The 22,299-nt window shown below is 64.0% G+C and carries 20 protein-coding genes; 8 read left to right on the forward strand and 12 right to left on the reverse strand.

Features of this window, described 5'->3' with window-relative positions:
• Nucleotides 1-89: 89 nt before the first annotated feature.
• The 4 genes from EJO71_RS02250 to EJO71_RS02265 are packed head-to-tail and all read left to right on the forward strand — an operon-like array spanning nt 90 to nt 5,044.
• Nucleotides 90-803 carry a DUF3348 domain-containing protein gene (locus EJO71_RS02250; protein ID WP_125947001.1) on the forward strand — a complete coding sequence of 238 codons (714 nt, stop codon included), beginning with the start codon at nt 90-92 and terminating at the stop codon, nt 801-803.
• Nucleotides 800-3,688 carry a DUF802 domain-containing protein gene (locus tag EJO71_RS02255; RefSeq protein WP_125947000.1) on the forward strand — a complete coding sequence of 963 codons (2,889 nt, stop codon included), beginning with the start codon at nt 800-802 and terminating at the stop codon, nt 3,686-3,688. Before EJO71_RS02250 ends, EJO71_RS02255 begins: the two co-directional genes overlap by 4 nt.
• Nucleotides 3,685-4,350: an OmpA family protein gene (locus tag EJO71_RS02260; protein ID WP_125946999.1), complete on the forward strand. Its 666-nt coding sequence runs from the start codon at nt 3,685-3,687 to the stop codon at nt 4,348-4,350. The genes EJO71_RS02255 and EJO71_RS02260 overlap by 4 nt, the downstream gene beginning before the upstream one ends.
• On the forward strand, nt 4,343-5,044 hold the full coding sequence (locus EJO71_RS02265; protein ID WP_240651246.1) for a DUF2894 domain-containing protein: 702 nt from the start codon (nt 4,343-4,345) through the stop codon (nt 5,042-5,044). The genes EJO71_RS02260 and EJO71_RS02265 overlap by 8 nt, the downstream gene beginning before the upstream one ends.
• Nucleotides 5,045-5,062: 18 nt before the next feature.
• Here EJO71_RS02265 and EJO71_RS02270 read toward each other — a convergent pair whose 3' ends face one another.
• Both EJO71_RS02270 and EJO71_RS02275 read right to left on the reverse strand, forming a co-directional pair.
• Nucleotides 5,063-5,602, reverse strand: coding sequence for a C40 family peptidase (locus tag EJO71_RS02270; RefSeq protein ID WP_125946997.1), 540 nt, complete (start codon nt 5,600-5,602; stop codon nt 5,063-5,065).
• Between the two features lie 174 nt (nt 5,603-5,776).
• Complete coding sequence (locus tag EJO71_RS02275) at nt 5,777-6,064, reverse strand: HU family DNA-binding protein (protein WP_125946996.1); 288 nt, start codon at nt 6,062-6,064, stop codon at nt 5,777-5,779.
• 196 nt (nt 6,065-6,260) lie between these two features.
• Here EJO71_RS02275 and EJO71_RS02280 point away from each other — a divergent pair, with 196 nt between their 5' ends.
• Nucleotides 6,261-6,539: a hypothetical protein gene (locus EJO71_RS02280; protein WP_125946995.1), complete on the forward strand. Its 279-nt coding sequence runs from the start codon at nt 6,261-6,263 to the stop codon at nt 6,537-6,539.
• Between the two features lie 3 nt (nt 6,540-6,542).
• Here the strand turns inward: EJO71_RS02280 and EJO71_RS02285 are convergent, their stop codons facing one another.
• From EJO71_RS02285 to EJO71_RS02295, 3 genes are all read right to left on the reverse strand, one after another.
• The gene (locus EJO71_RS02285; protein WP_125946994.1) at nt 6,543-7,175 is read right to left on the reverse strand and encodes a DUF938 domain-containing protein; all 633 of its coding nucleotides are present in this window, start codon (nt 7,173-7,175) and stop codon (nt 6,543-6,545) included.
• A 117-nt stretch (nt 7,176-7,292) separates the two neighbouring features.
• Nucleotides 7,293-8,138, reverse strand: a complete 846-nt coding sequence (locus EJO71_RS02290) for a methyltransferase domain-containing protein (protein WP_125946993.1) — start codon at nt 8,136-8,138, stop codon at nt 7,293-7,295.
• 175 nt (nt 8,139-8,313) lie between these two features.
• Nucleotides 8,314-9,024 carry a phytanoyl-CoA dioxygenase family protein gene (locus tag EJO71_RS02295; RefSeq protein WP_125946992.1) on the reverse strand — a complete coding sequence of 237 codons (711 nt, stop codon included), beginning with the start codon at nt 9,022-9,024 and terminating at the stop codon, nt 8,314-8,316.
• Between the two features lie 607 nt (nt 9,025-9,631).
• On the opposite strand from EJO71_RS02295, the gene EJO71_RS02300 reads away from it, so the two are divergent.
• From EJO71_RS02300 to EJO71_RS02310, 3 genes are read left to right on the forward strand one after another with little or no spacing between them, the layout of a single operon-like run.
• Nucleotides 9,632-10,597, forward strand: a complete 966-nt coding sequence (locus tag EJO71_RS02300) for a CHC2 zinc finger domain-containing protein (RefSeq protein WP_206169081.1) — start codon at nt 9,632-9,634, stop codon at nt 10,595-10,597.
• 31 nt (nt 10,598-10,628) lie between these two features.
• Nucleotides 10,629-13,811, forward strand: coding sequence for an RNA-directed DNA polymerase (locus EJO71_RS02305; protein ID WP_240651274.1), 3,183 nt, complete (start codon nt 10,629-10,631; stop codon nt 13,809-13,811).
• Entirely contained in the window at nt 13,808-14,755 is a 948-nt protein-coding gene (locus EJO71_RS02310; protein ID WP_240651245.1) for a carbon-nitrogen hydrolase family protein, read from the forward strand. Before EJO71_RS02305 ends, EJO71_RS02310 begins: the two co-directional genes overlap by 4 nt.
• Nucleotides 14,756-14,984: 229 nt before the next feature.
• On the opposite strand, the gene EJO71_RS02315 is transcribed toward EJO71_RS02310, so the two are convergent.
• The 7 genes from EJO71_RS02315 to EJO71_RS02345 form a co-directional block, all read right to left on the reverse strand.
• On the reverse strand, nt 14,985-15,236 hold the full coding sequence (locus EJO71_RS02315) for a hypothetical protein (RefSeq protein ID WP_240651244.1): 252 nt from the start codon (nt 15,234-15,236) through the stop codon (nt 14,985-14,987).
• Between the two features lie 367 nt (nt 15,237-15,603).
• Nucleotides 15,604-16,245, reverse strand: a complete 642-nt coding sequence (locus EJO71_RS02320; RefSeq protein ID WP_125946989.1) for a response regulator transcription factor — start codon at nt 16,243-16,245, stop codon at nt 15,604-15,606.
• Nucleotides 16,242-17,663 carry a cache domain-containing protein gene (locus tag EJO71_RS02325; RefSeq protein ID WP_125946988.1) on the reverse strand — a complete coding sequence of 474 codons (1,422 nt, stop codon included), beginning with the start codon at nt 17,661-17,663 and terminating at the stop codon, nt 16,242-16,244. The genes EJO71_RS02320 and EJO71_RS02325 overlap by 4 nt, the downstream gene beginning before the upstream one ends.
• 44 nt (nt 17,664-17,707) lie before the next feature.
• Nucleotides 17,708-18,946: an MFS transporter gene (locus EJO71_RS02330; protein WP_125946987.1), complete on the reverse strand. Its 1,239-nt coding sequence runs from the start codon at nt 18,944-18,946 to the stop codon at nt 17,708-17,710.
• A 131-nt stretch (nt 18,947-19,077) separates the two neighbouring features.
• Nucleotides 19,078-20,016, reverse strand: a complete 939-nt coding sequence (locus EJO71_RS02335) for a VTT domain-containing protein (protein ID WP_125946986.1) — start codon at nt 20,014-20,016, stop codon at nt 19,078-19,080.
• 116 nt (nt 20,017-20,132) lie between these two features.
• Nucleotides 20,133-21,530, reverse strand: a complete 1,398-nt coding sequence (locus EJO71_RS02340) for a heavy metal sensor histidine kinase (RefSeq protein ID WP_125946985.1) — start codon at nt 21,528-21,530, stop codon at nt 20,133-20,135.
• Entirely contained in the window at nt 21,527-22,246 is a 720-nt protein-coding gene (locus tag EJO71_RS02345) for a heavy metal response regulator transcription factor (RefSeq protein ID WP_125946984.1), read from the reverse strand. The genes EJO71_RS02340 and EJO71_RS02345 overlap by 4 nt, the downstream gene beginning before the upstream one ends.
• Nucleotides 22,247-22,299: the final 53 nt, after the last annotated feature.

Here is a 22,299-nt window from a genome sequence, read left to right on the forward strand (position 1 = left end):
CGGTGTCTCCGGGCAGGGCTCGGAGAGAGGCCCCTGTTGTAGACTGCCGGGTTTTTCGGATCACGCGCATTCGGGCGCTTTCAGGGGGCATGGAGCAAGTTTCAAGGCGCACAGGTTTCAACGGCTCGGCGCTCATTCGCTTGCTCTCAAGGCTTTCCAACGTCGACGCCCGGGAACCCGCGCAACCCACCGCCGACCGGCTGAGCCAGTGGTTCGGCTGGACCGACGCCATTTCGCTGTCCGCCGCGCTCGACGGTGCCCCGGCAACGCCGCAATCCGGCCTCCGCGCCCCCCGCAACAACGAAGAAAGCGAATGCCAGCGCGTCAAGACCGCACTGGCCACTGCCATCGCCGAAGACAACACCTTCGGCGCCGGCAAGGACGCAGCCTCCGACTTCACTCCCTACAAGCGCCGCTACCTGGCCCGGCAACAGGCCATGGAAGCAGGCGCGAGCACGCTGCGCGGCAAGCTGCGCGCGGCCATGGCGGCAAAGTCGCCAGCCATGGCCCGGCTCGCTTCCGTGGACGTGGTCATGGCGCAAGTGCTCGAAGCGCGCGAATACAGCCTGCTGTCGGCCGTGCCGGGCATCCTCGAGCGGCACTTCGAACGCCTGCGCAAGGCCGCCGAAGCCGACGCATCCGAGACAGACGACACCCCCCACAGTGCCCAGCCCACCGACGAGTGGCTGGACGTGTTCCGCAAAGACGCCCAGGACGTGCTGCTCGCCGAACTGGACTTCAGATTTCAACCGGTCGAAGGGCTGCTCGATGCCCTTCGCACCCAGGCCACCAGGACCTCATGACCCGATTCCTCCACTACGCCGTATTTGTCGCTGGCCTTGCCGTCGTGGGCTGGGTGGGCGCCGGATACATCGGCACCAACCCGCTGGCATTGGCCGTCACGCTGATCATCGGCGCGTTCTACATCATGGGCGCGCTGGAGCTGCACCGCTTCCAGCAGGCCACCGACAGCCTGACGCAGGCCACGGCCGACCTTTCGGCCCCGCCCGACAGCCTGGGCACCTGGCTCGACCGGCTGCATCCCTCGCTGCGCAACGCCGTGCGCCTGCGCATCGAGGGCGAGCGCGTGGGCCTGCCGGGCCCCGCCCTCACACCGTACCTCGCCGGCTTCCTGGTGCTGCTGGGCATGCTGGGCACCTTCATCGGCATGGTGGTCACGCTCCGGGGCACCGGCCTCGCGCTGGAAAGCTCGACCGACCTGCAGACCATCCGCGATTCGCTCTCCGCGCCCGTGAAGGGCCTCGGCCTCGCCTTCGGCACCTCGGTGGCGGGCGTGGCCGCATCGGCCATGCTGGGCCTGGCCTCTGCGCTGAGCCGCCGCGAGCGCCTGCAAGCCGGGCAGGTGCTCGATACGAAGATCGCCACCGTGCTGCGCGTCTTCTCGCAGACGCACCAGCGCGAAGAGTCGTTCAAGCTGCTGCAGCAGCAGGCGCACGCGATGCCCGAGATGATCGGCCAGCTGCAGGCCATGGTGCATGCCATCGAACGGCAGAACCAGTCCCTCAGCGACCGGCTCGCGGCCAGCCAGGACAGCTTCCACAGCAAGGCCGAGGCCGTGTACGGCAACCTCGCCTCTTCCGTCGACCAGTCGCTCAAGCAGAGCCTGACCGAGAGCGCGCGCGTCGCCGGCGCCGCGATCCAGCCCGTGGTCGAAGCCACCATGGCCGGCATCGCGCGCGAGACGGCCGCGCTGCACCAGACCATCTCGAGCACCGTTCAGCAGCAGCTCGACGGCCTCTCCGGCCGCTTCGAGGCCACCACCGACCGCGTGGCAGACACCTGGAAGACCGCGCTCGCCGAGCATCAGCACACCAGCGAAGCGCTGTCGAAGGACGTGCGCGGCTCGCACGACCACTTCGCGCAGACCTTCGAGCAGCGCTCCGCCGCGCTGGTCGACAGCGTCTCCGCGCGACTCGAAAGCACCGTCGGCAATGTGTCGAAGACCTGGGGCGACGCGCTCGCGCAGCACCAGCAGGTCAGCGAGAAGCTGTCGGGCGATGCGCACCAGGCCCTCACCTCCGCCACCGCCGCATTCGAGCAACACACCGCCTCGCTGCTGCAGACCGTGGACCAGGCGCACGCCAAGCTGCAGACCGAGCTGGCCGCGCGCGACGAACAGCGCCTCTCTGCCTGGACGCAATCGCTGGCCGACATGGGCGCCTCGCTCCACCAGCAATGGCAGCAGGCCGGCACGCACAACTCGAGCCAGCAGCAACAGCTGCTCGACACCATGGCGCAGACGGCGCGCGACACGATGGCGCAGACCGAGACGCATGCGAAGAGCACCGTCGCAGAAATCGCCCGACTGCTGCAGGCAGCAGCCGAAGCACCGCAGGCCGCGTCGGACGCGATGTCGCAGATGGCGCAGCGCGACGAGCAGCGCCTTGCGGCATGGACGCAATCGCTGACCACCATGGCCGCATCGCTGCAGCAGGAATGGCAGCAGGTCAACGCACACCACGCGGGCCAGCAACAGCAGCTCATCGACGCGATGACGCAGACCGCACGCGACACGATGGCCCAGACCGAGACGCACGCGAAGAGCACCGTCGCCGAGATCGCGCGCCTGCTGCAGGTCGCATCGGAGGCACCGCAGGCGGCTGCCGACGCGATGTCGCAGATGGCATCGCGCGACGAACAGCGCCTCGCAGGCTGGACGCAATCGCTGACCGCCATGGCCGCATCGCTGCAGCAGGAATGGCAACAGGTCAACGCGCACAACGCGGGCCAGCAACAGCAGCTCATCGACACGATGGTGCAGACCGCACGCGACACGATGGCGCAGACCGAGACGCACGCGAAGAACACCGTCGCCGAGATCTCGCGGCTGCTGCAGGCCGCCGCCGAAGCACCGCAGGCCGCGGCCGATGCGATGTCGCAGATGGCATCGCGCGACGAACAGCGCCTCGCGGCATGGACGCAATCGCTGGGCGCCATGGCCGCCTCGCTGCAGCAGGAATGGCAGCAGGCCAATTCGCACAACGCGAACCAGCAGCAGCAGCTCTTCGACACCATGGCCCAGACCGCGCGCGACATGTCGGCGCAGACCGAGGCGCACGCGAAGAGCACCGTCACCGAAATCGCCCAGCTGCTGCAGGCCGCTTCGGAGGCACCACGTGCCGCGGCCGAGGTGGTGACCGAGCTGCGCCAGAAGCTCGCCGACAGCATGGCGCGCGACAACACCATGCTGGAGGAGCGCAGCCGCATCCTCGAAACGCTTTCCACCCTGCTCGACGCGGTGAACCACGCTTCGACCGAACAGCGCGCGGCCATCGACACGCTGGTGTCGGCATCGGCCGAAATGCTGGAGCGCGTCGGCAGCCGCTTCACCGAGAAGGCCGAAGCGGAGTCCGACAAGATGAGCAACGTGGCCGCGCAGATCGCCGGCAGCGCAGTGGAAGTGGCCAGCCTGGGTGAGGCCTTCGGCCTCGCGGTGCAGCTCTTCAGCCAGTCGAACGACAAGCTCGCGGCCCACCTGCAGCGCATCGAAGGCGCGCTGGGCAAATCGATCTCTCGCAGCGACGAGCAGCTCGCCTACTACGTCGCGCAGGCGCGCGAGGTGATCGACCTGAGCATCATGTCGCAAAAGCAGATCGTCGAAGACATGCAGCAGATCGCCAGCAGGCAAGAGAAGCAACTGCAGGCGCCCGTGGACAGCGAAGCATGATGGGCACCCGCGAAGACATCGAGGCCGGCTTCGACGAGCCCGGCGTGCCGGTGTGGGCCGTGTTCGGCGACCTCATGGCCGGCCTGCTCGGCGCCTTCGTGCTCATCCTCGTGTGCGCGCTCGGCATGCAGATGGAGCTGGCCTCGAAGCTGGAGACCGAAGTCAAGCAGCGGCAGGCAGAAGCCAAGCGCCTGCAGACGCTCGAACAGGCCCTGGCGGCGCCGCTCGCCGCCGGGCGCGTGACGCTGACCAACGGCCGCATCGGCATCAGCGGCAACGTGCTGTTCGCCTTCAACTCGGCGGAGCTGCAGCCCGAGGGCAAGCAGCTGCTCAAGAGCCTGGCCGCGCCGCTGACCACTTATCTCAAGTCGCGCGACGAGATCCTGATGGTGAGCGGCTTCACCGACAACCGGCAGATGCGCGACAACGCGCGCCAGTTCGCGGACAACTGGGAGCTGTCGGCACAGCGCGCACTGACCGTGACGCGCTCGCTGATCGAAGCCGGCGTGCCGTCATCGACGATCTTCGCCGCCGCCTTCGGCTCCGAGCAGCCCGTGGCATCGAATGCCGACGCGGACGGCCGCTCCAAGAACCGTCGCGTGGAAATGGCGCCCACGCCGCGCCCTTCTTCTTCCAGCGCCAACGCGAAGCCTCGTGACTGAGCAGGAAGAAGCCACCACTCGCGACACCGGCGCCATGGTCGCCGCGGCGCTTGCGCGTGGCGACCAGCGCTTCGACCCGGTGCGCTTTCGCGTCATCGAGGCGATGGCCCGGCGCGCGGCTGCGCTCGATGGCGAAGTGCGGCGCATCGTCGACGACAAGGTGATCGCGCTGCTTGCGGCGTATGGCGAAGATCAGGAAAAGGCGAAGTCCGCGGTAGGTGCGGAACCGCCGGCTGAGCCCGAGCGTGACGCATTCGCGGAACTCATCGAGCACATCGCGAAGCATGCGCCTGCTGCTGGCGACGTTCCCGCAACAACGGCAGCGAAGACAACGGCAACGGGCAAGGCAGTGCCCCGCCCCTCTTCTCGCGCTGCAGCGCCTGCGCCAGCCGCCGAGCTGAAGTCGATCCGCTACTTCAAGAGCACCTGGTCCAAACTCAGCGCCGACCGGCGGCTGAACCAGTCGCGCGCGAAGGTGCCCCAGAACGCCGGCCCGCTCAACTCGCACCAGCTCGTGCACCGCTCGCTCACGCTCATGCGCGACATGTCACCGGAGTACCTCAACCGGTTCATGGCGTATGTCGATGCGCTGTCGTGGGTCGAGCAGTTGAATGGTGGTGGTGCCGCTGCGGCGAGTGCTGCGAGCTCGCGTGCCGAGGGCGCGAAGAAGAGCGGTCGCAGCAAGGCCGGCTGAGGCCTCAACCGAGACAGCTCAGGGTCGCCGCGCCTGCACCGTCTGGCGCGACCAATACACGCCATCGAGCCGATCGAGCCGCACCACGCCGCCCGTCGAAGGCGCATGCACGAAGCGCCCATTGCCCACGTAGATGCCCGCATGCGAGGGCGTGGAAGAGCCGAAGAGCACGAGGTCACCGGTGCGAAGCTCGGACACGGCCACCGGGCTGCCGAAGGCCGTCATGCGAGCCACCGTGCGAGGCGGCGATTCACCTACGCTGTTGAGGTATACGTAGCCGATGAGCCCGCTGCAGTCGAAGCCACCGTCGGGCGTGTTGCCACCGTAGCGGTACGGCGTGCCCACGAGGCCGAGCGCATGGATCGCGATGCTGTTCGATTGCTCCGCCGTCAACGTGCTGGTGCCGCCGATGACGGGCCCGGGGCCGCCGCCCTGCCGTGGCCCCGAGGGGCTCGCACAGCCGATGAACAGAAGGCATGCCCCTATCGAAAGAAGTCGAAGCAGCCACTGCTGCGATGTGGTCGGGGATGAGGGTGTCGGCACAGGCGCGTCGTACATGTCGGATGGCTGGGCTCGTGAACCTGCACGAACTCTAGCGCGGAATGCGACGGTTTCCTGAAGATGCCGGCCCTCCGCGGCCCGCACTGCTGCGCGGGCGCCACGGAGGGAGGTTGGACAAGAGGCCTGCGCGTGCCTCCTGCGGGTTCTTTTTGGGTCTCTTCTCTTACTTGCTTACTCTGCGGCGGGCGCGTTGACCGCGTCCTTCAGCGCCTTGCCGGCGGTGAACTTGGGCGCCTTGCTGGCCTTGATGGTCATCTTCTCGCCGGTCGAAGGATTGCGGCCTTCGCGCTCGGGACGGCTGGCCACGGCGAAGGTGCCGAAGCCGATCAGTTGCACCGTGTCGCCCTTGGCCAGCGCGCGCGACAGGTTGTCGATGGCGGAGTCGAGCGCGCGGGCGGCGTCGGCCTTGCTCAGGTTGGTGTCCGTGGCGATGGCGGCGATGAGGTCGGTCTTGTTCAAAACGGGTGTCTTTCTTTGGTCGGACGATGAATGGATTGAAATGAAACAGGTGCGCACGGGGCGCACCGGGCTCGAACTTTAAACGCCCCGTCGAGGAATGAAGACACACACCCGCGTTTCAAAAGTGAAACATCGTGATCGATGCACGTTGTGGATGCACGAAACTCCGGACCGGACTGGATGAAAAGTACCGACGATGACGCTGTTCGAACGTTTCCGGGCCTGGCAGATCGACAAGCGCTGGCACCGGCTCGCATGCGAGCGTGCGCTGGCCGAGTTCGCGCTCACGCACGCGGAGCGGACGATTGGGGCGCATGTGTTGCGGCTTGGCACGCAGGAAGCGGTGGTTCGCGTGATGTACGCGAATGGGCGGATACCGCTTGGGCGCTGCTGGTATGCGGTGCCGCGCGATGGTGGGGCTTTGAGAGAGTTGTCGTTCGAGGACGTGGCGTTGATGGAGTCGCCTTGGCGTTGAAGCCTACGGACGGGCGAAAACCAGCAGCAGATTGTTCGCAGGCATCGCATGCCGCTCCCGCAACACAAGCCCCTCTCGCCGCGCCTCCACAGCCACATCCTCCAGCCACCGAATGCCCCACTCGGGATTCCGCGCACGCAGGTCTTCATCGAACGCGATGTTGCTCGGCGCCGTCGGCACTCCGTCTTCGATGTAGGGCCCGTACGTGACAAGCACTCCGCCAGCACGCAGATGCCGCGCGGCCCCTTGCATCAGCGCGGCGCACGTGGCCCAAGGCGAGATGTGCAGCATGTTGGCGCAGAAAATCGCATCGAACTGCTTTTCTTCTTCTGCTGCTGCGAACGCGAAGCCCTCCGATGGCCATCGAGGCGCCATCACGTCGAGCAGCAGCGGCGGGCGCAGATTGGGCAGCGCGGCCTCCTCGATGCGGCTTGCCATCGCGGGCAGCATGCGCGCGTCTGCGTCGGTGGGCTGCCAGGTCCACTTGCTCAACGCAGCCGCGAACCACACTGCGTGCTGGCCCGTGCCGGATGCGATCTCCAGGGCGGCGCCCTCGTCGCCGAGGATGCCGGTCAACGCATCGAGGATCGGCTGCTTGTTGCGGTCGGCGGCGGGGCTGTGGGGAAGACTGGACATCTGAATTCGAAGAGAAAGAGCGGCTGGGCGAGATCGGGAACTGCCGTTTGTACCCGCAGTCAGCCCCACGGTCGGCGTTGCGGGGCTGGCTGGGCCACACCCGTGCGACCTGCGCCCCTACCCCGCCGCCACGATCACATGCGCCTGGATCTTGCCGGCCACCGGGCCTTCGCCATGACGGCTCGCAATCGCCTGTGCCGCGCGGTCCGTGGCCAGCTGGAGCGCGTTGGCGTCGCGCGACTCGATCTCGTTGCGCAGCGGCGTTCCCTGGCAATAGGCGGTGGCGACCTCGCGCGCCGAGGGTGAGCGGCTCTGCTTCTCGCGCGTGTCGATCTGGATGCTGGTGAAGCCTGCGCGGCTCAGGTCTTGGCGGATCAGCGCGACGTCGTGATAGCCGTGCGGTGTGCGCGCCAGGAAGCGCGGAGGGTCTTGCGGGAACAACTCGGCCATGGCGTTGGTGACCTCGTCGGCAAAGGCGTTCTCCTCGATGCGGTCCCACACATTGAAAACGAAGCGCCCGCCCGGCCTCAGCACGCGACGCGCCTCGGCATAGCCGGCGGTGCGGTCGGGGAAGAACATCGCGCCGAACTGGCAGCAGACGACATCGAACGAGGCATCTTCAAACGGCAGCTTGAGCGCATCCGCCTGCCGCCATTCGATGTTGATGCTGCCGGTGCTGCTGCCGCCGTTGCCATCGGCGCCGTCGCCCTGCCGGGTGGCGGCGTAGTCGAGCATGGGCTGGTTGAGGTCGGTCACCACATAGCGCGCACCGGCGCCGAGCCTGGGCGCAAGCGCCCGCGTGACCACGCCGCTGCCAGCCGCCGTTTCGAGCACCGCGCCGGGCGAAGAGGCCGCGACCAGCTCCGCCATGTCGAGGGCATAGGCCTCGAAGATCAGGGGGACCATGAGCGTGTCGTAGAACTTCGGGATCGAACCTGCGAAGAGCTTGTCGGTTTCGGGCATGGGGTGTCTCCTTGAGAGCTTGTTCGGAGCAGTGCCCTTGGGTGCCCTGTTGGGGTTACCTAGTCTGGGGTTGGCTGGGTGGCTGCAACAGGGGCGCGGGCTGATCGGGCATCGGCCGCGTTGTGCGATGGTGGCCCTGTCTGCAGGCCCCGTCAACGTCGTGACGTGGAGTGGCCTAGCGCGAAGGCCCGTCGAAGAAGAAGCGGGTCGTGGCCATCATCCGTACGTTCTTCGTCGAGTTGACCGATGGCGTGTGCAGCACGCGCATGTCCATCAGGAAGACGTCGCCTGCGCGGCCGGACATCTCGATGATTTCGATGCCCAGTTGGTCGAGATTACGTTTCAGGTCGCCGGGGGTCTTCAGCACTTCGCGCAGTCGGGAAGATGTGGGCATGCCTTGGGTGTCGACGCGATGCGAACGGGCCAGTGCCAGCGTCGCGCCACCTCCGGGGGCTACGTCGTCGATGAGGAAGAAAGCCTGGATTCCGGGTAACGGGCCTTTGGAGTTTGTGGCGATGTCGACGTGCCAGTTCAGGCTTTCGAGTGTCGAGGTGCCTTGGTTGGGTGGGGACAGGAGTAGTTGTGTGTCCTGAATTGCTGACGGAGGGCGCCCGCCTAGACGAGTGATGCACTCGATCAGCTCGGGCGTTGACAGTGCTTCGTGCAAGCCCGGAACTTTGACGAGTGCGGATAGCTTTCCGATCTGTTGAAAGACGGGAAGCTTTTGTAGCAAGTTCGCTGAACCTTGTCCTCCTCGCTGTGAATTCAGTCGCTTGAGTCCATCAAGCAACTTCTGCCTGATGCCGAGGGCCTTCCTCTTTGAATGGAAGCCGTCCAGCAGTTGGTATCCACTGTCGACAAAACAATCGGGCTGAACTCGGTTCATATATCTTTCTGCGGCAGTCGGTCGCGAATAGATTAGGGGCCTTCTCTCGGCTTCGGACGGTGCAGTCTGTGAATCGGCGCGATTGCCTGAAAAAGGGCATAGACCAGAACGAACGGCACAGGGCCTCACAGCAGTGCATACGAAGAAACCCAGCTTTCTTGCGAGGGTCTGCTTTCGTGTTCTCGTATCGGCGCGAAATCGTATTGCGCAGTTCCGCGTCGCATGACTACCTTGTTTGTGGGATGCCGAAGAAGTCTGAAATCTGCATATTTGAATGCACCGTCGGCGCGGGCGTGTGGACGAGACATGCCGGATTTCCTGAGCATTTGACGAATGCCTGTGACGGCAGGCGCGCTCTCTGACTGATACTGACGTAACTACCTTGCCCGGACTGGTTGCCCCCGGTGGCATCTGCGCATTCGGACGTTAGCGGACTGACAACCCCATTTCAATTGTCTCTATGGGACAATTTCCGCAAGAGAACGGAAACTGGCGCGAGGAGATGGTTTTGCGGCGAACCAGTACACAGGCAGCCAAGCCGACGCCACTGAGTGATCAGGCACTTGCACGCCTGCGCGAATTGCCAATGGCGGAAGTTGCATCAGCCATGGGGATCACCCTGCGCGGCAACAAGGCGATGTGCTTCAAGGGACACGATACAGCGAGTCCAAGCTTCACCGTCAGCAAAGCGAGGAACACCTGGAGGTGCTTTGGATGCGGTGAGCATGGCGACGCAATCGCGCTCGTCCGGAAAATTCACGGCGTTGGGTTTATGGACGCCTGCAACTGGCTCTGCAGCCATTTCGGCATCATCGGTAGCGAAGTCCCGCTTGGTGGGCGCGCTCGTTCCATTGCACGAGTTACGAGTCCCAAGCCAGTCGACTCCCAGACTTCTGCCCCTTCAGCTAGGCCCGACCCCGAGCTATACGCTTGGTTGATAGCGCACTGCGGACCGGTAAAAGCGTCGTTGGGGACCACTTACCTCCAAGCTCACGGAATTGCACCGGAACTGGCGCTTAAGTTCGGCGTCGTTGAACTCGTAAATTCAGCGAGGGCGTATCGAGAGCTGGAAAAGCACTGGGGTGCAGAGCGAATCCGCGGCGCGGGACTGTCTGGGAGCCGACGAGCACTGAGTTGGTTTGGCTACGCACTACTTTTCCCCTTCAAGTCCGGAGCGGCTACAGAGTACCTCCAGGTTCGCTGCCTGGAGAGCAGTATGAAATTCTTTGGCCCAAGCGGCATCCCTAAACCTATGTTCAACCGCCACCGGCTTAGCCAGTTGCAGCCAGGCAGTCTTCTCCACATTTGCGAGGGCGTCCCAGACGCAATTGCCATGGAGGGGGCTGGCCTAGCAGCAGTTGCGGTTCTAGGGGCTACGTCGTTTCGCTCCGAATGGGTTGAAGAGCTACTTCCATTTAATCTAGTGGGCATTCCCGACGGTGATGCAGCAGGCGAAAAGTTCATGAAATGTCTGGCAAATGAGTTTCGGGCGAGGAGCAAGAGCATTCGGTTTGTGATTCCACCTGAAGGCATGGATGCCAGTGACGTGATTGCGCGAGGGAAGAATGCGTAGTTTTCTGAGTCAGGTATGCGACCAATTGAACATGCGCTGGGCATGGGAGAAGGTGAAACGGGCATCCGTCCCAGGTGACATCTGGATCGACGAAGCGGACCTCGCCTCTTTTGAAGTCCATTTGGGTCGTGAACTCCAGAGCCTTGGTGACGAACTATGCTCGGGAAAATTTCGGATGTCACCGATTCGGCCTATGGCTTTCCCGAAGAACCCTGATGGAGATGGAAACCCCAGGGTTCGGCAGTATTTCCATTTCACGATCAGAGACCAAGTCGCTTGGACCGCAGTCGTGAACGTCTTAGGGCGCTACGTCGACCCAAAGATGCCTGTTTGGAGCTATGGCAACAGACTCTTCCGGTCCACGTGGATTGAAGAAAATCTTCATGGCAAGAAGATTCGGAAAATCGGACCATACAGACATTCCTCTGGGCGAATCTATCGGCCGTTTCAGCAGGCTTGGCCGCTATTCAGGCGTCATATCGCTTTGGCGGTTTCGGCAGCCGCAAGCGGTCAATCAAAGGTGGACAACCTTGATGACGATGAGCGCGACGAGCTTGAGCTTCAGTATCAAATGCACCGGGCTGATCGATGCCCATTTGTTTTTCCAGATTATTGGAATAGTTCCGAAACTGATCTTAAAGACGATGGAATTTTTTGGGCATCTGTAGATCTTGAGAAATTCTATCCATCAATCCCACTAACAGCGTGCGTCGACGCAATCTCCCATTGCGTTCCGGCCGAACTGCGCCCAGAAGTGCAACGACTGCTAAGGACGCTGACACAGCTCCCACTAGACCTTGAGGGTTGGACGGACGCCGAACTTAAGCACATCGAACTTGATGAGTCTCGGAAGACATTTCGCAGAATTCCTACTGGGCTCATGGTGTCAGGTTTTCTCGCAAACGCGGCGCTCTTGCAAGTCGACCACGAGGTGCAGAAATCCTTACCTCTCGGTCGCGTCGCCCACTTTCGCTATGTCGACGACCACGTAATACTGGCCAAGACATTTGAGGAGTTGATAAAGTGGATTGATCACTATAAGGATGTGATCGATAGGCTAGGCTCTGGCGCGAACATCAACCCTTCAAAGACCGAGCCTAAAGCTTTAGGGGACCTATTAGGTGCGAGCGACGCCAGCAAGCGAGTTGCGGGGTCCGACCTCTGGAATCGGGCACAAGATGAATGCCGCCTTGATCCTGAGTTTCCAACTCCATTGATGACGAAGACGATTGCCTTGGTTTCGGCAATCGGCAGAACCGACTTCACGGCACTTGAAGACAACGAACTCTCAATCCTGTCTCAGCAGCTAGAGCACCTATTGCTGGTAGATGTTCCTGAAGCAGAGATGCCAGAGCGAACACGTTTAGCGTTCGCGGCGACTCGCCTCGCCCGCGTGGCCGAGGCAAGACTCGCCGCACCGGAAACGCTCGACGTTCGACATGGCGGCACCGGGAAGATCCAAAAGACTAGGAACCAAGTAAGCAGTCGCAATGGGGACGATCCTTCGTTCGACCCCATCGCTGCTCTTACTGGCATTAGCGACTCTCAGATTCACGCCCGGCTTGCCGGCATTGCTGACAGAGTATTCGGCTTGGTCAGAAAAGTGCTGCACGAACGACCTGATCGCGTCCGTCTATGGACCCATGCACTGACCATCGCGCGCCGCCTCGGCGCTACCGGACTGGAACTTCTTTTTGACGACATCGATCGCTATGCGCGCGATCCAGTGAATCGGCTAGCGGCCAGCTACATACGCGGCAACTCTTACGCGGTCCTCGCCGCAGAAACAGTGAGAGCTGCCCAGCTACTTATTGACCCCGATGCGGCAGGGTGGCGCAGAGCGGCTGCGCTGAGATCACTGCAAGATATTGCAAAGCTTACTAACCGAGGCGTTCCTGAAGCAGATCGGTGGTTTGTACAGAAGAGCTTAGATCAGTTCTTCGTTGGTGTTTATTGCGCCACTGGACTGTTGGAACAATTGCCGAATACCTTTCAGCTTCTCGGGCAACGGCTAAGTCAAAAATTTTTTGAAAGAGGTCGAGCTCTGTTAAGCAGCGATGACGTCTCGCCGGATCTGCGCGTTGCATTTGCTTGGTGGGGATGCAAGTTCGATCTTCGCAAGCCCGTTCGTCGAGCGACAGATCTAATCATTCACCTAGGAACCTGCGTCGAAGACCTGCCTGAATCCGACGACTTTTGGACTTTCTTCCCTGCGGATGCACCAACCGGAGCGCTAACGCGGATTGCATCAGGAACTAGACCAACTCAAGCCAATCAAGAAGGTTGGTGGTTTGATGCCTTGATGGGTCGACTAGATCAACCAGACCTTCAAGAAGTGGCCACTCTTTCCCCGGCAGCGTCACGAGTCTGGACATCCCTTGAAGGATCAGAGGCCGGGCAATTTCTGCCACTCCCAGTTTGGGCAACAAGAATCTGGGACAGCCGCGATTCCGGGATCACAAAAGAGTGGCGACTCGGAGAATGGACCTGCCTAGAGATCGTCAGGCAAGCAGCGTTGCTACTTTCTTCCACTGAAACGCTGAACAACGACTACCTTGAACGCGCGTCACGAAGAGACGCTGGCGCGCGATCTCATTGCGCACATCCGCTCAACTTCGCGTTGCCGAGCAATCTCATCGACATGGAAGCGGTTTCCTGGCAAGAGTGGAAACAAAAGCTGCGGCAGTCCGGAGTTGGCGTAGTACGGCAAGTGCCGCAGCGGCGTCGGATTTACGACAGGCGATATGCGCCGCTCGTGGTGACCGAAATCGGCTCTGCGCAGAATCCGATTCGCGGTCTCGGCATTTGCCTGTTTGCCTTGCTTTCGCGCACGTTCCTACTGCCAGTGCAATGGAACGGGCTGGGGCATGAAAGCATGCTCAAACATCTACCGCAACTCCTTCGAGAGGAAATCACCTATTCGTCGGCAACTCTTGGGATTCTTGAGGCGTGTCTCCAGCCTCGTGCTGCCGAAAATGTATTCGCCGGTCTGCATCAAGCATGGGGCCCGGACGCTGCCGATGACACTGAGCATGATCCGGTAAGCCTCATCGACGCAGCCGACTTAGCACGCGTCATCTCCATCGCACAAGATGAACTCGAGGCAAATCAAGTATCGACCTTCAATCAGCAGTCCCGACAAGTCACTCCTGTCAATCTTATGCATCTCACTGACGTTGATTGGAAACGCTACTTTGAAATGGGGCCAGCATGAGCTCTGAGCAACCAGCCTTGGTCGAAGCGCTTACTCTTGGCGTTATTCAAACGACCTTAGATTCCAAGCTCGCATGGAATGTCTCTAGTGGTGCGCCAAGGATCTCGGCGTCCGAGGATAGCCGTGCGTGGCACGAGATTCGCAGAGCGATGAGGGCATTGGCAGATCACGACGATCAGCCCCGCATCATTCTTCTTCCTGAGCTAGCACTACCAAGAACGCGACTGGACGACTTCGAGCGGCTTGTCTGTTCTATGAATGCCCTAACAATCATTGGAGTTGACTACCGCCTGGACCATCGAACGAGGTCAGCAAAAAACGAAGGTCTCGTCCTCGTCCCACGAAACTTTTGGAAGCGCACACCTTCGCGTTATGCTGCCCGAGTATGGTTCGGTAAGCGAGACCCTGCGCCAGCCGAGGCGTCCGGCTTTGAGAAGTACGTACCGCCATGGGCTTTTGACGCCGACCCCAACGTATACGTTTTCGATGCAGGACCCTACGGGCGGATCGGGGTCAGCATTTGCTACGACTTTATGGATATTGAGCGCGCCCTCCTTTATCGCGGACGTGTCCATCATCTGTTTGTCATCGCGTACAACCGTGACGTAAAGCTTTTCGAGTCGCTGGCCGTTTCTCTATCAAGGACGGTCTTCTGCAACGTAGTGGTCTGCAACACCGGGTATTTTGGTGGCTCACTGGTCGTCACCCCATACTACGAGGCATTCAAGCGTGTTGGATACTCGGTTGATGGGGGACAGCTGTTCACTGCTCAGTGCGTTCAGCTTCCGGTACGCGATCTCGATGCCGCCATTCACGGCCATGACACCGGACCGGACGCCACGTACAAGCACTTGCCACCAGGCTTCACGACTAGTATCTCCTCCATTGCTGCTCCCCAGGAAGGACCATCGCCCGTGACTTCTCCGTTGTTCCCTATAGGCTGAGATCAATCGCCATGTGTATTCACGTTGCTAACCCGCGCCCGCAAGAAAATTGGTCGTTGCGGCTGACGGCTCACAGCGGCGCATAACCTCGTAAGCTGAACAACCGCTTCCGGGAACTGAACTCAGCCTGACACAAGACGGCAGCCGCCGTAAAGCGGAAACTCGTGAAGGAAACCGAAGAGCCGCAGTAAGCGCCAAGCCACCTTCGGAGACTTGGCGCCCTGAGCCCTTATCCAGCCGGACTCATCTCCTGATAAAGCGCCACCGCCTCCCGCGCCAAATCAGAAGCAATCCAAAGCAGATTCTCCCGATGCGCCTCCCCCGCCTCCTGGAACCATCCGTCCCCGGCGCCGTAGAAGCACCAGAGCAGCGAGTTCAGTTGCTCCAGCTTGTTCTCAAGAAGACCGGACGGGTCCCGTGTCATGGTGGTCGCGTCCACGGACGCCTGTTTTGCGGGCCCGGCCATAATTCGTTTAGCCATTTGGTGTGCTCTCCTTCAAGGTAATGCACGTCACTTGGTCAGACGGTCAAGGTGTTCGCGCACCTTGGCCGTCGCCTTTTGCGCCTCGCGTTCGCGTCGATGCACGTCGCACCAACAGCCCGCCGCAAGGCAATGCGGTTCACTCAAAAGAAGTCTTTGTGTGCTCTGCCCTCCATGCCCACTAGGTGGGTCGTTCAACCACAGGGGCATTCACTGTATAGAAGACCAGCCCCGCGCAGAAATAACTTTCTGCCCAGAATTTCTCGATTCCTTCGAGTAATCGCGAGGCCGCAGCGCCAGTCCACAAAGCGCTGACAGTCGCCAGGTCAATCAGCGAAAAAGAGGCTGCAGAAGCAACGGCATCAGCTCACGAATCGCGCCCGAATTCGCGCGCGTGCTCCACCGCGTACTTGATGAGCTCCGCCTGCCCCTCGATGCCCAGCCGGCGCTTGATGCTCTGCCGGTGCGCCTCCACCGTGCGCACGCTCAGGCCCAGTTCGCGCGCGATCTGCTTGCTCGATTCGCCCCGGCCCAGCGCCGAAAGAATCTCGCTCTCGCGCGGCGTGAGCAGCGGCCTCGGCTCCTGCGTGCGAAACAGTTTTTTCGACACGGCCGGGCTCAGGAATGTGCCGCCGGCAGACACGGCCTCTATGGCCGCGACGATCTCGGCCGCGGGCGCGTCTTTCAGCACGTAGCCGCGCGCGCCCACCTGCAGGGCCTTCTGCACGTACTCGGGGTTGTCGTACATGCTGAGCATCACGATGTGCGTCGCGCTCTGGCGCTGCAGCAGCACTTCCGCAAGCTCGATGCCGTTCATGTCCTTCATGCCGACGTCCATCAGCATCAGGTCAGGCCGCACGCTGCCGACCAGCTCCAGCGCTTCGGCGGCGCTGCCGGCCTCGCCGACGATCTCCAGGTTGGGCATGGAGCCGAGCCGGGCTCGCAGGCCGTCGCGTACCAGCGGGTGGTCGTCGACAAGAAAGAGCCGGATGGTCTTGGCGGTGGTCATGCTCTGGCGCCTGATGCGGGCGCGTGTGCCTGCTGTTTCTGTTCGGCCGCTGCTGCCCTCGCGCTGCGGGCGGGCACCTCGGCCTCGATGGACGTGCGCCCGGCGTTGCTGCACATGGTGAGCCGCCCGCCGATGGACTCCATGCGCTCGCGCATGTTGCGCAGGCCGATGCCACGCCGGGGGTCGAGCTGCACGGCCTCGATGTCGAAGCCAGTGCCGTCGTCGCTCACTTCGAGCCGCACGCCCTCTTCTTCGTCGAAGTTCAGCGCAATGTGCACGTGCTGCGCGTTGGCGTGCTTGCGCACGTTGGTCAGCGCCTCCTGCGTGAGGCGGAAGAGCGCGGTCTTCACCTCGGGCTGCAGTTCGAAGGATTCGCCGCCGATCATCATCGAGGCATCGACGCCGCCGCCCTCTTCCCTGAACTCGTCGACCAGCCGCTCCAGTGCGGCGGGCAGGCCCAGGGTGTCGAGCAATGCGGGGCGCAGCCGGTGCGAGATGCGGCGCACCTCTATCAGCGAATCGTTGAGCCGCTGCAGCGCCTTCACCAGCGCGGGCGGCGTGGGCTGGTGCTGGCGTTCGAGCGATTCCACGGCCGATTCGATCAGCAGCTTGGCCGACACCAGCGTCTGGCTGGTGCCGTCGTGCAGTTCGCGCGCGAGGTGGCCGCGCTCTTCTTCCTGCGACTGCACCACGCGCCGCGCGAGCAGGCGCAGCTTGGCTTCCGCCGTACGGTGCTCGCTGAGGTTGAGCAGCAGGCCTGCAGCGCTGACCACGCCGAGGCACAGCGCGGCAATGCCGGCTATCCACAGCAGCGTGGCGGTGACGTTGGCGTTCACCTGCCGGTCGAGGGTGTCCATGGTCGACTGGATGTCGTCGAGGTACAGGCCGGTGCCCACCATCCAGTTCCAGCGCGGCATGGCGGTCACGTAGCCGAGCTTGGGCGCCAGCTGCGCGCTCGAGGGCTTGCGCCATTCGTACTCGACGTAGCCGCCGCCGTTTTCCTTCGCGCCCTTGATCAGCTCCTGAATGGTGTAGCGGCCATGCGAGTCGCGCAGCTCCCAGAGGTTCTGGCCGACCAGCTCGGGCTGGCGCGAATGCATGAGGGACTTGCCCTCCAGGTCGTACACGAAGAAGTAGCCGTCGTCGCCGTAGTTGAGCGCGGCCAACCGGCGCAAGGCCTCGTTGCGGGTGGCCTCGTCGTCCTGGCCCGATTCGTACAGCGGCATCAGGTTGCTGACGGCCAGGTCCACGTAGCTGCGCAGCTCGCTGCGGCGTTGGGCCATGTAGCTGTTCTCGATGAGGGCACGCTCGCGCTGGGCGAGGTCGTTCTCCTGGTGGCGCACCGCAAGGGCCACCAGCACCAGCGCCAGGAGCAGCGGTGCGACGGCGAGCGCAACGATCTTGGTGCGGAGGTTCATCGGGTGGCAAGGCTACCACCGCGCCTGGAGGCCGCCGGGCCGGGTCAGCCGCCGACGGCAGCAGGCACCGATGCCCGCCTGAACTCCGTCGCGTAGTAGAGCAGCGCCACCAGCACGTACCCGCCGCCCAGCAGGCACAGTCCGCCCCATCCATGGAAGGCATACACCGCAGCCGCGATGCCCGAAGCCACCGCCGCACAGATGAAGATGAAGGTCATGAACAGCCCGTTGATGCGGCCGCGCAGTTCGGGCGCAAGCATGAACAGGCTGCGGAAGTTGAGCACCTGGCACAGCTGCACGGCCCCGTCGAGCAGGATGCCCGCCGCGACCAGCCCGGCCAGCGAGTGGTAGTGCATGGAGATGGCGCCCAGCACGAACGAGAGCAGCGCGACGACGATGGCCCAGCCGGTGGCGGCACGCGTCCAGCCCCTGTCGGCCAGCCGCCCCGCCACGGGCGCGAGCAGCGCACCGGCCGCGCCCGCCAGTGCGAACAGCGCGATGCCGCCCTGCCCCATGCCGAACTCGTGCACCAGCGCCAGCGGCACGGCCGTCCAGAAGGCCTGGAAGCCGGAGAACATCATTCCCTGGTAGAGGCTGCGCCTGCGCAGCAGCGGCGTGTTCCACACGATGCCGGGCAACGAGGCCATGGTGCGCGCATAGCCCACCGAGGCGTGCGGGTGCCGCCGGGGCAGCACGCGCCACAGCACGGCGATGAGCGAGGACATCAGCACAGCCGACAGGCCGAACACCGCGCGCCAGCCCAGCGCAGAGGCCACCACGCTGGCGAAGGGCCGCGCCAGCATGATCCCGCCCAGCAGCCCGGCCATGATGTTGCCGACCACCTTGCCGCGCGTGGCCTCGGGCACGAGGTGCGAGGCGAAAGGCAGCAGCACCTGGGCCGCGACGGCACAGGTGCCGACCACGAACGACGCCGCCAGGAAGGTGATGGCCGAGCCCGACAGCGCGATGCCTACCAGCCCGATCACCGCACCGAACAGCGCGCCGAGGATCAGCCTGCGGTTCTCGACCACGTCGGCCAGCGGTACCAGCAGCAGCAGGCCGGCACCGTAGCCGAGCTGGGTGAGCGTCATGATGAGTCCGGCCAGGCCGGCGTGCAGCTGCAGCGTGTCGGAGATGGGGCCGATCAGCGGCTGGGCGTAGTAGATGTTGGCTACGCAGAGGCCGCAGGCGACGGCGAAGACCAGCGTGAGCGCGGGCGTGAGCCCCGGGGCGGAAGGATGGGCAGCGTGGGCCGCGGGGGCCGTGGAGGACGAAGAGGACACGGAGGAATCCCGGTTGCCGGTTGCGAGAAGGCTGGATTCAGGGTTAACCCGAAGGCCGGGCACCATAGCACGCGGAGCCGGTTTCTGCTGGCGTGGGCCTTGTACAGGCCCTCGGGAGAGCGCCGCCGCCCTCAGTCGACGCTGGTGGGCCGGCCCGAGGCCACCCATGCATCGAGCCCGCCCGTCAGCGGCAGGGCCCGCCGCGCACCGCGCGCCAGCAGCACGCGCGCGGCCTGTGCAGCCGACACCTCGTTGGGGCAGTTGCAGTACAGCACCACGACCCGCCCGTTGGCATGCGACAGGTCGAGGCTGCGCTGCTGCAGCGCCTTCAGCGTGTACGCCTGCGCGCCCGGAATGCGGCGCGGATCGACCTGCACGCCGGCCTTGCCGCGCACGTCGATCACGAGCGGGGGTTCATCGCCATTCAGCAGCTCGTGCAGTTCTTCCACCGAGATGCGCGGCATGCCCGTGAGCCGCATGAAGGCGCGCCGGCGCCAGTAGCGCACCGCCAGGATCACCAGCAGCACCACGCCCAGCGCGGCGGTGGCGACGCCGCCGGCCTGCGCCATGACGGCCAGTACTTCCTGGATCTGGTTGCGGAAGACCCAACCGAGCCCGAGGAAGAGCCCGGTCCAGACCAGCGCCGCGCCAATGTCGAAGCCGATGAAGCGCCGCACCGACATGCCCAGCGCCCCGGCCATCGGCGGTGCCACCACCGACACGCCCGGCACGAACTTGGCGGCCACGAGCGAGAGGCCGCCCCAGTCGGAAATCAGCGATTCACCGCGCCGCACGCAGGAGTCGGGTGAAAGGGAGATGCGGCACAGCAGCCGCATGAAGCGGTAGCCGAAGCGCCGCCCGGCATAGAACCACGCCCCGTCGCCAAGCAGGTTGGCGACGACCGCCGCCAGCACCACGCCGGCTACCGAGACGTCGCCCGCCGCCAGCAGCGCGCCCGTGAGCACAAGCACGGCAGCCGCCGGCACGGGCAGCCCCAGGCGGGCAGCGAAGCTGGCGGCGAAAACCACCAGGATCGCGTTCTGCACGAGCAGGGACATCAGCTGCGCCATGGCTGCCTTTGTCGGGATGCGGTTGGAGATTGCCGGGGTTGCGTGCGGTTCATGCGAACCGCGATTCTCCGGCATGGCCCAAGAACGTACCGGGCACAGGCCATTGCCGGATGGCTTCAGCCAACGATTTTTTCGGGGGCGCGCGACACGCTGAAGCCGAAGGTATTCAGGCCGCCATCGCTCGACGCGCTGACCTGGCCGCCGTGCATGCTCGCCACCGCCTTCACGATGGCCAGCCCCAGCCCGTGGCCGTGGCGCTCGCCCCCATCGTTGCGCGCCTCGTCGACGCGGTAGAACCTGTCGAACAGGTGCTGCAGGTGCTGCACGTCGATGGGCGCGCCGGGGTTCGAGACCGTGATCCACGTGGCCGCGGCCTCCTCACGCAGCGTGACGGTGATGCGCGCGCCCGGCTTCGAATGCTCGATGGCGTTCTGCAGCAGGTTCGACATGGCGCGGCGGAACAGCGCGCTTTCAAGCCGCGCCTCGGCCAGCACGTCACCCTCGATGACGACCTGCGCGCGCGTCTCGTCGAGCACGAACTCGAAGAACTCGATGGTCTTTCGCACTTCCAGCGCCACAGGCGTGAGCACCAGCCCGGTCGCGACCTCGCCGCGATCGGCCCGCGCGAGGAACAGCATGTCGTTGACGATGGAGCGCACCCGCTCCAGGTCTTCGAGGTTGGCCTGCAGCACCTCCTGGAACTCGCCCGCGCTGCGCTGGCGCGAGAGCGCCACCTGCGTGCTACCGATGAGGTTGGCCAGCGGCGTGCGCAGCTCGTGCGCTACGTCGGCGTTGAACGATTCGAGCTGGCCGTAGGCTTCCTCCAGCCGGCTCAGCGCGCCGTTGAAAGCCTCGGCCAACGCCGAAAGTTCCACGGGCAGCGGCTCCGCGCGCAGCCGCTGCGACAGCGTCTTGGGCCGCAGCGCCTGCGCCTCCTTCGACAGCCGCTCCAGCGGCCTCAGCCCGACCCGCGCGATCCAGTAGCCCGCAAAGGCAACCACCAGCACCGCGCCCAGCCCGAGCGCAACCAGCGCAGTCAAAAAGGCCTGGCGCGTACGCGCATACGGCTCGGTGTTGCGCCCGACGATCAGCCGCACCGCCGGACGCTGCTCGAAAGGATCGATGTGCACCGACAGCGTGCGAAGCGGCCTCTCCTGCCCCGGCAGCTCGATGATGCTGGTGTGCCCGTTGGCTTCGCGCGTGAGGCCGTCGATCTCGGCCAGCCCCTTGCCGTACTGGAAGCGCGGATCGTCACTGAGCACCCAGAAGCGCACGCTGCCGTCCGCGGGCGTGAGCGCATCCATGCGCGACTGCACGCGCGACCAGCGCTCCGGGCTGCCGATGGCCTTGATCCAGAACTGCAGATTCCTGAGCGCGGTGTCGAGCTCTTCGTACTGGTGCCGCTCCAGCTCGCGCGCCAGCACGTTGTGCAGCGCGAAGCCGGCGAGCGCGAAGGTCGCGAGCGCCACGGCCGCGAACATGAGCACCAGCCGGGCAGTGATGGAACGCTTCACTGGGCCTGGCCCTCGCCCTGGCTTTCCGCCTGAACGTCGCGCACCTCCATCACGTAGCCCATGCCGCGGATGGTGTGCAGCAGCTTCGGGCTGAAGGGCACGTCGATCTTGTCGCGCAGCCGTTTGATGGCCACCTCGACCACGTTGGTGTTGCTGTCGAAGTTCATGTCCCAAACCAGCTCGGCGATGGCGGTCTTCGACAGGATCTCGCCCTGGCGCCGCGCCAGCACGGCCAGCAGCGCGAACTCCTTGGCCGTGAGGTCGATGCGGGTGCTGCCACCACCACTGCCACGAAAAGCCTTGCGCGCCAGCAGGTCGATCTGCAGGTCGGCGATGCGAAGCTGCATCGGCTCCTGCTTGCGGCCGCGCCGGTTCAGCGCCTGCAGCCGCGCCAGCAGTTCGAGGAAGGAGAAGGGCTTGACGAGATAGTCGTCGGCCCCTTCGTGCAGGCCCTTGATGCGGTCTTCGACGCGGTCGCGCGCGGTGAGCATGATGACCGGCGTCTGCTTCACGGCACGCAGCGCGCGCAGCACCGAGAAGCCGTCCTGGCCCGGCAGCATCACGTCGAGCACGATCACGTCGTACTCGTGGGTGAGCGCGAGGTGCTGGCCGTCGATTCCGTTGTGTGCCATGTCGACGGCGCAGCCCTGCTCGGTCAGCCCTTTGGAGAGGTAGTCCGCGGTTCTCAGTTCGTCTTCGACTATCAGGATCTTCATGGCGTCTTCTGCCTTCTTGTCTTTTGTCTCCATCCCTCCGGTTCCGGTGTCAG

Origin of the sequence: Variovorax sp. 679 (assembly GCF_003952185.1) — a bacterium.
Classification (GTDB): domain Bacteria; phylum Pseudomonadota; class Gammaproteobacteria; order Burkholderiales; family Burkholderiaceae_C; genus Variovorax.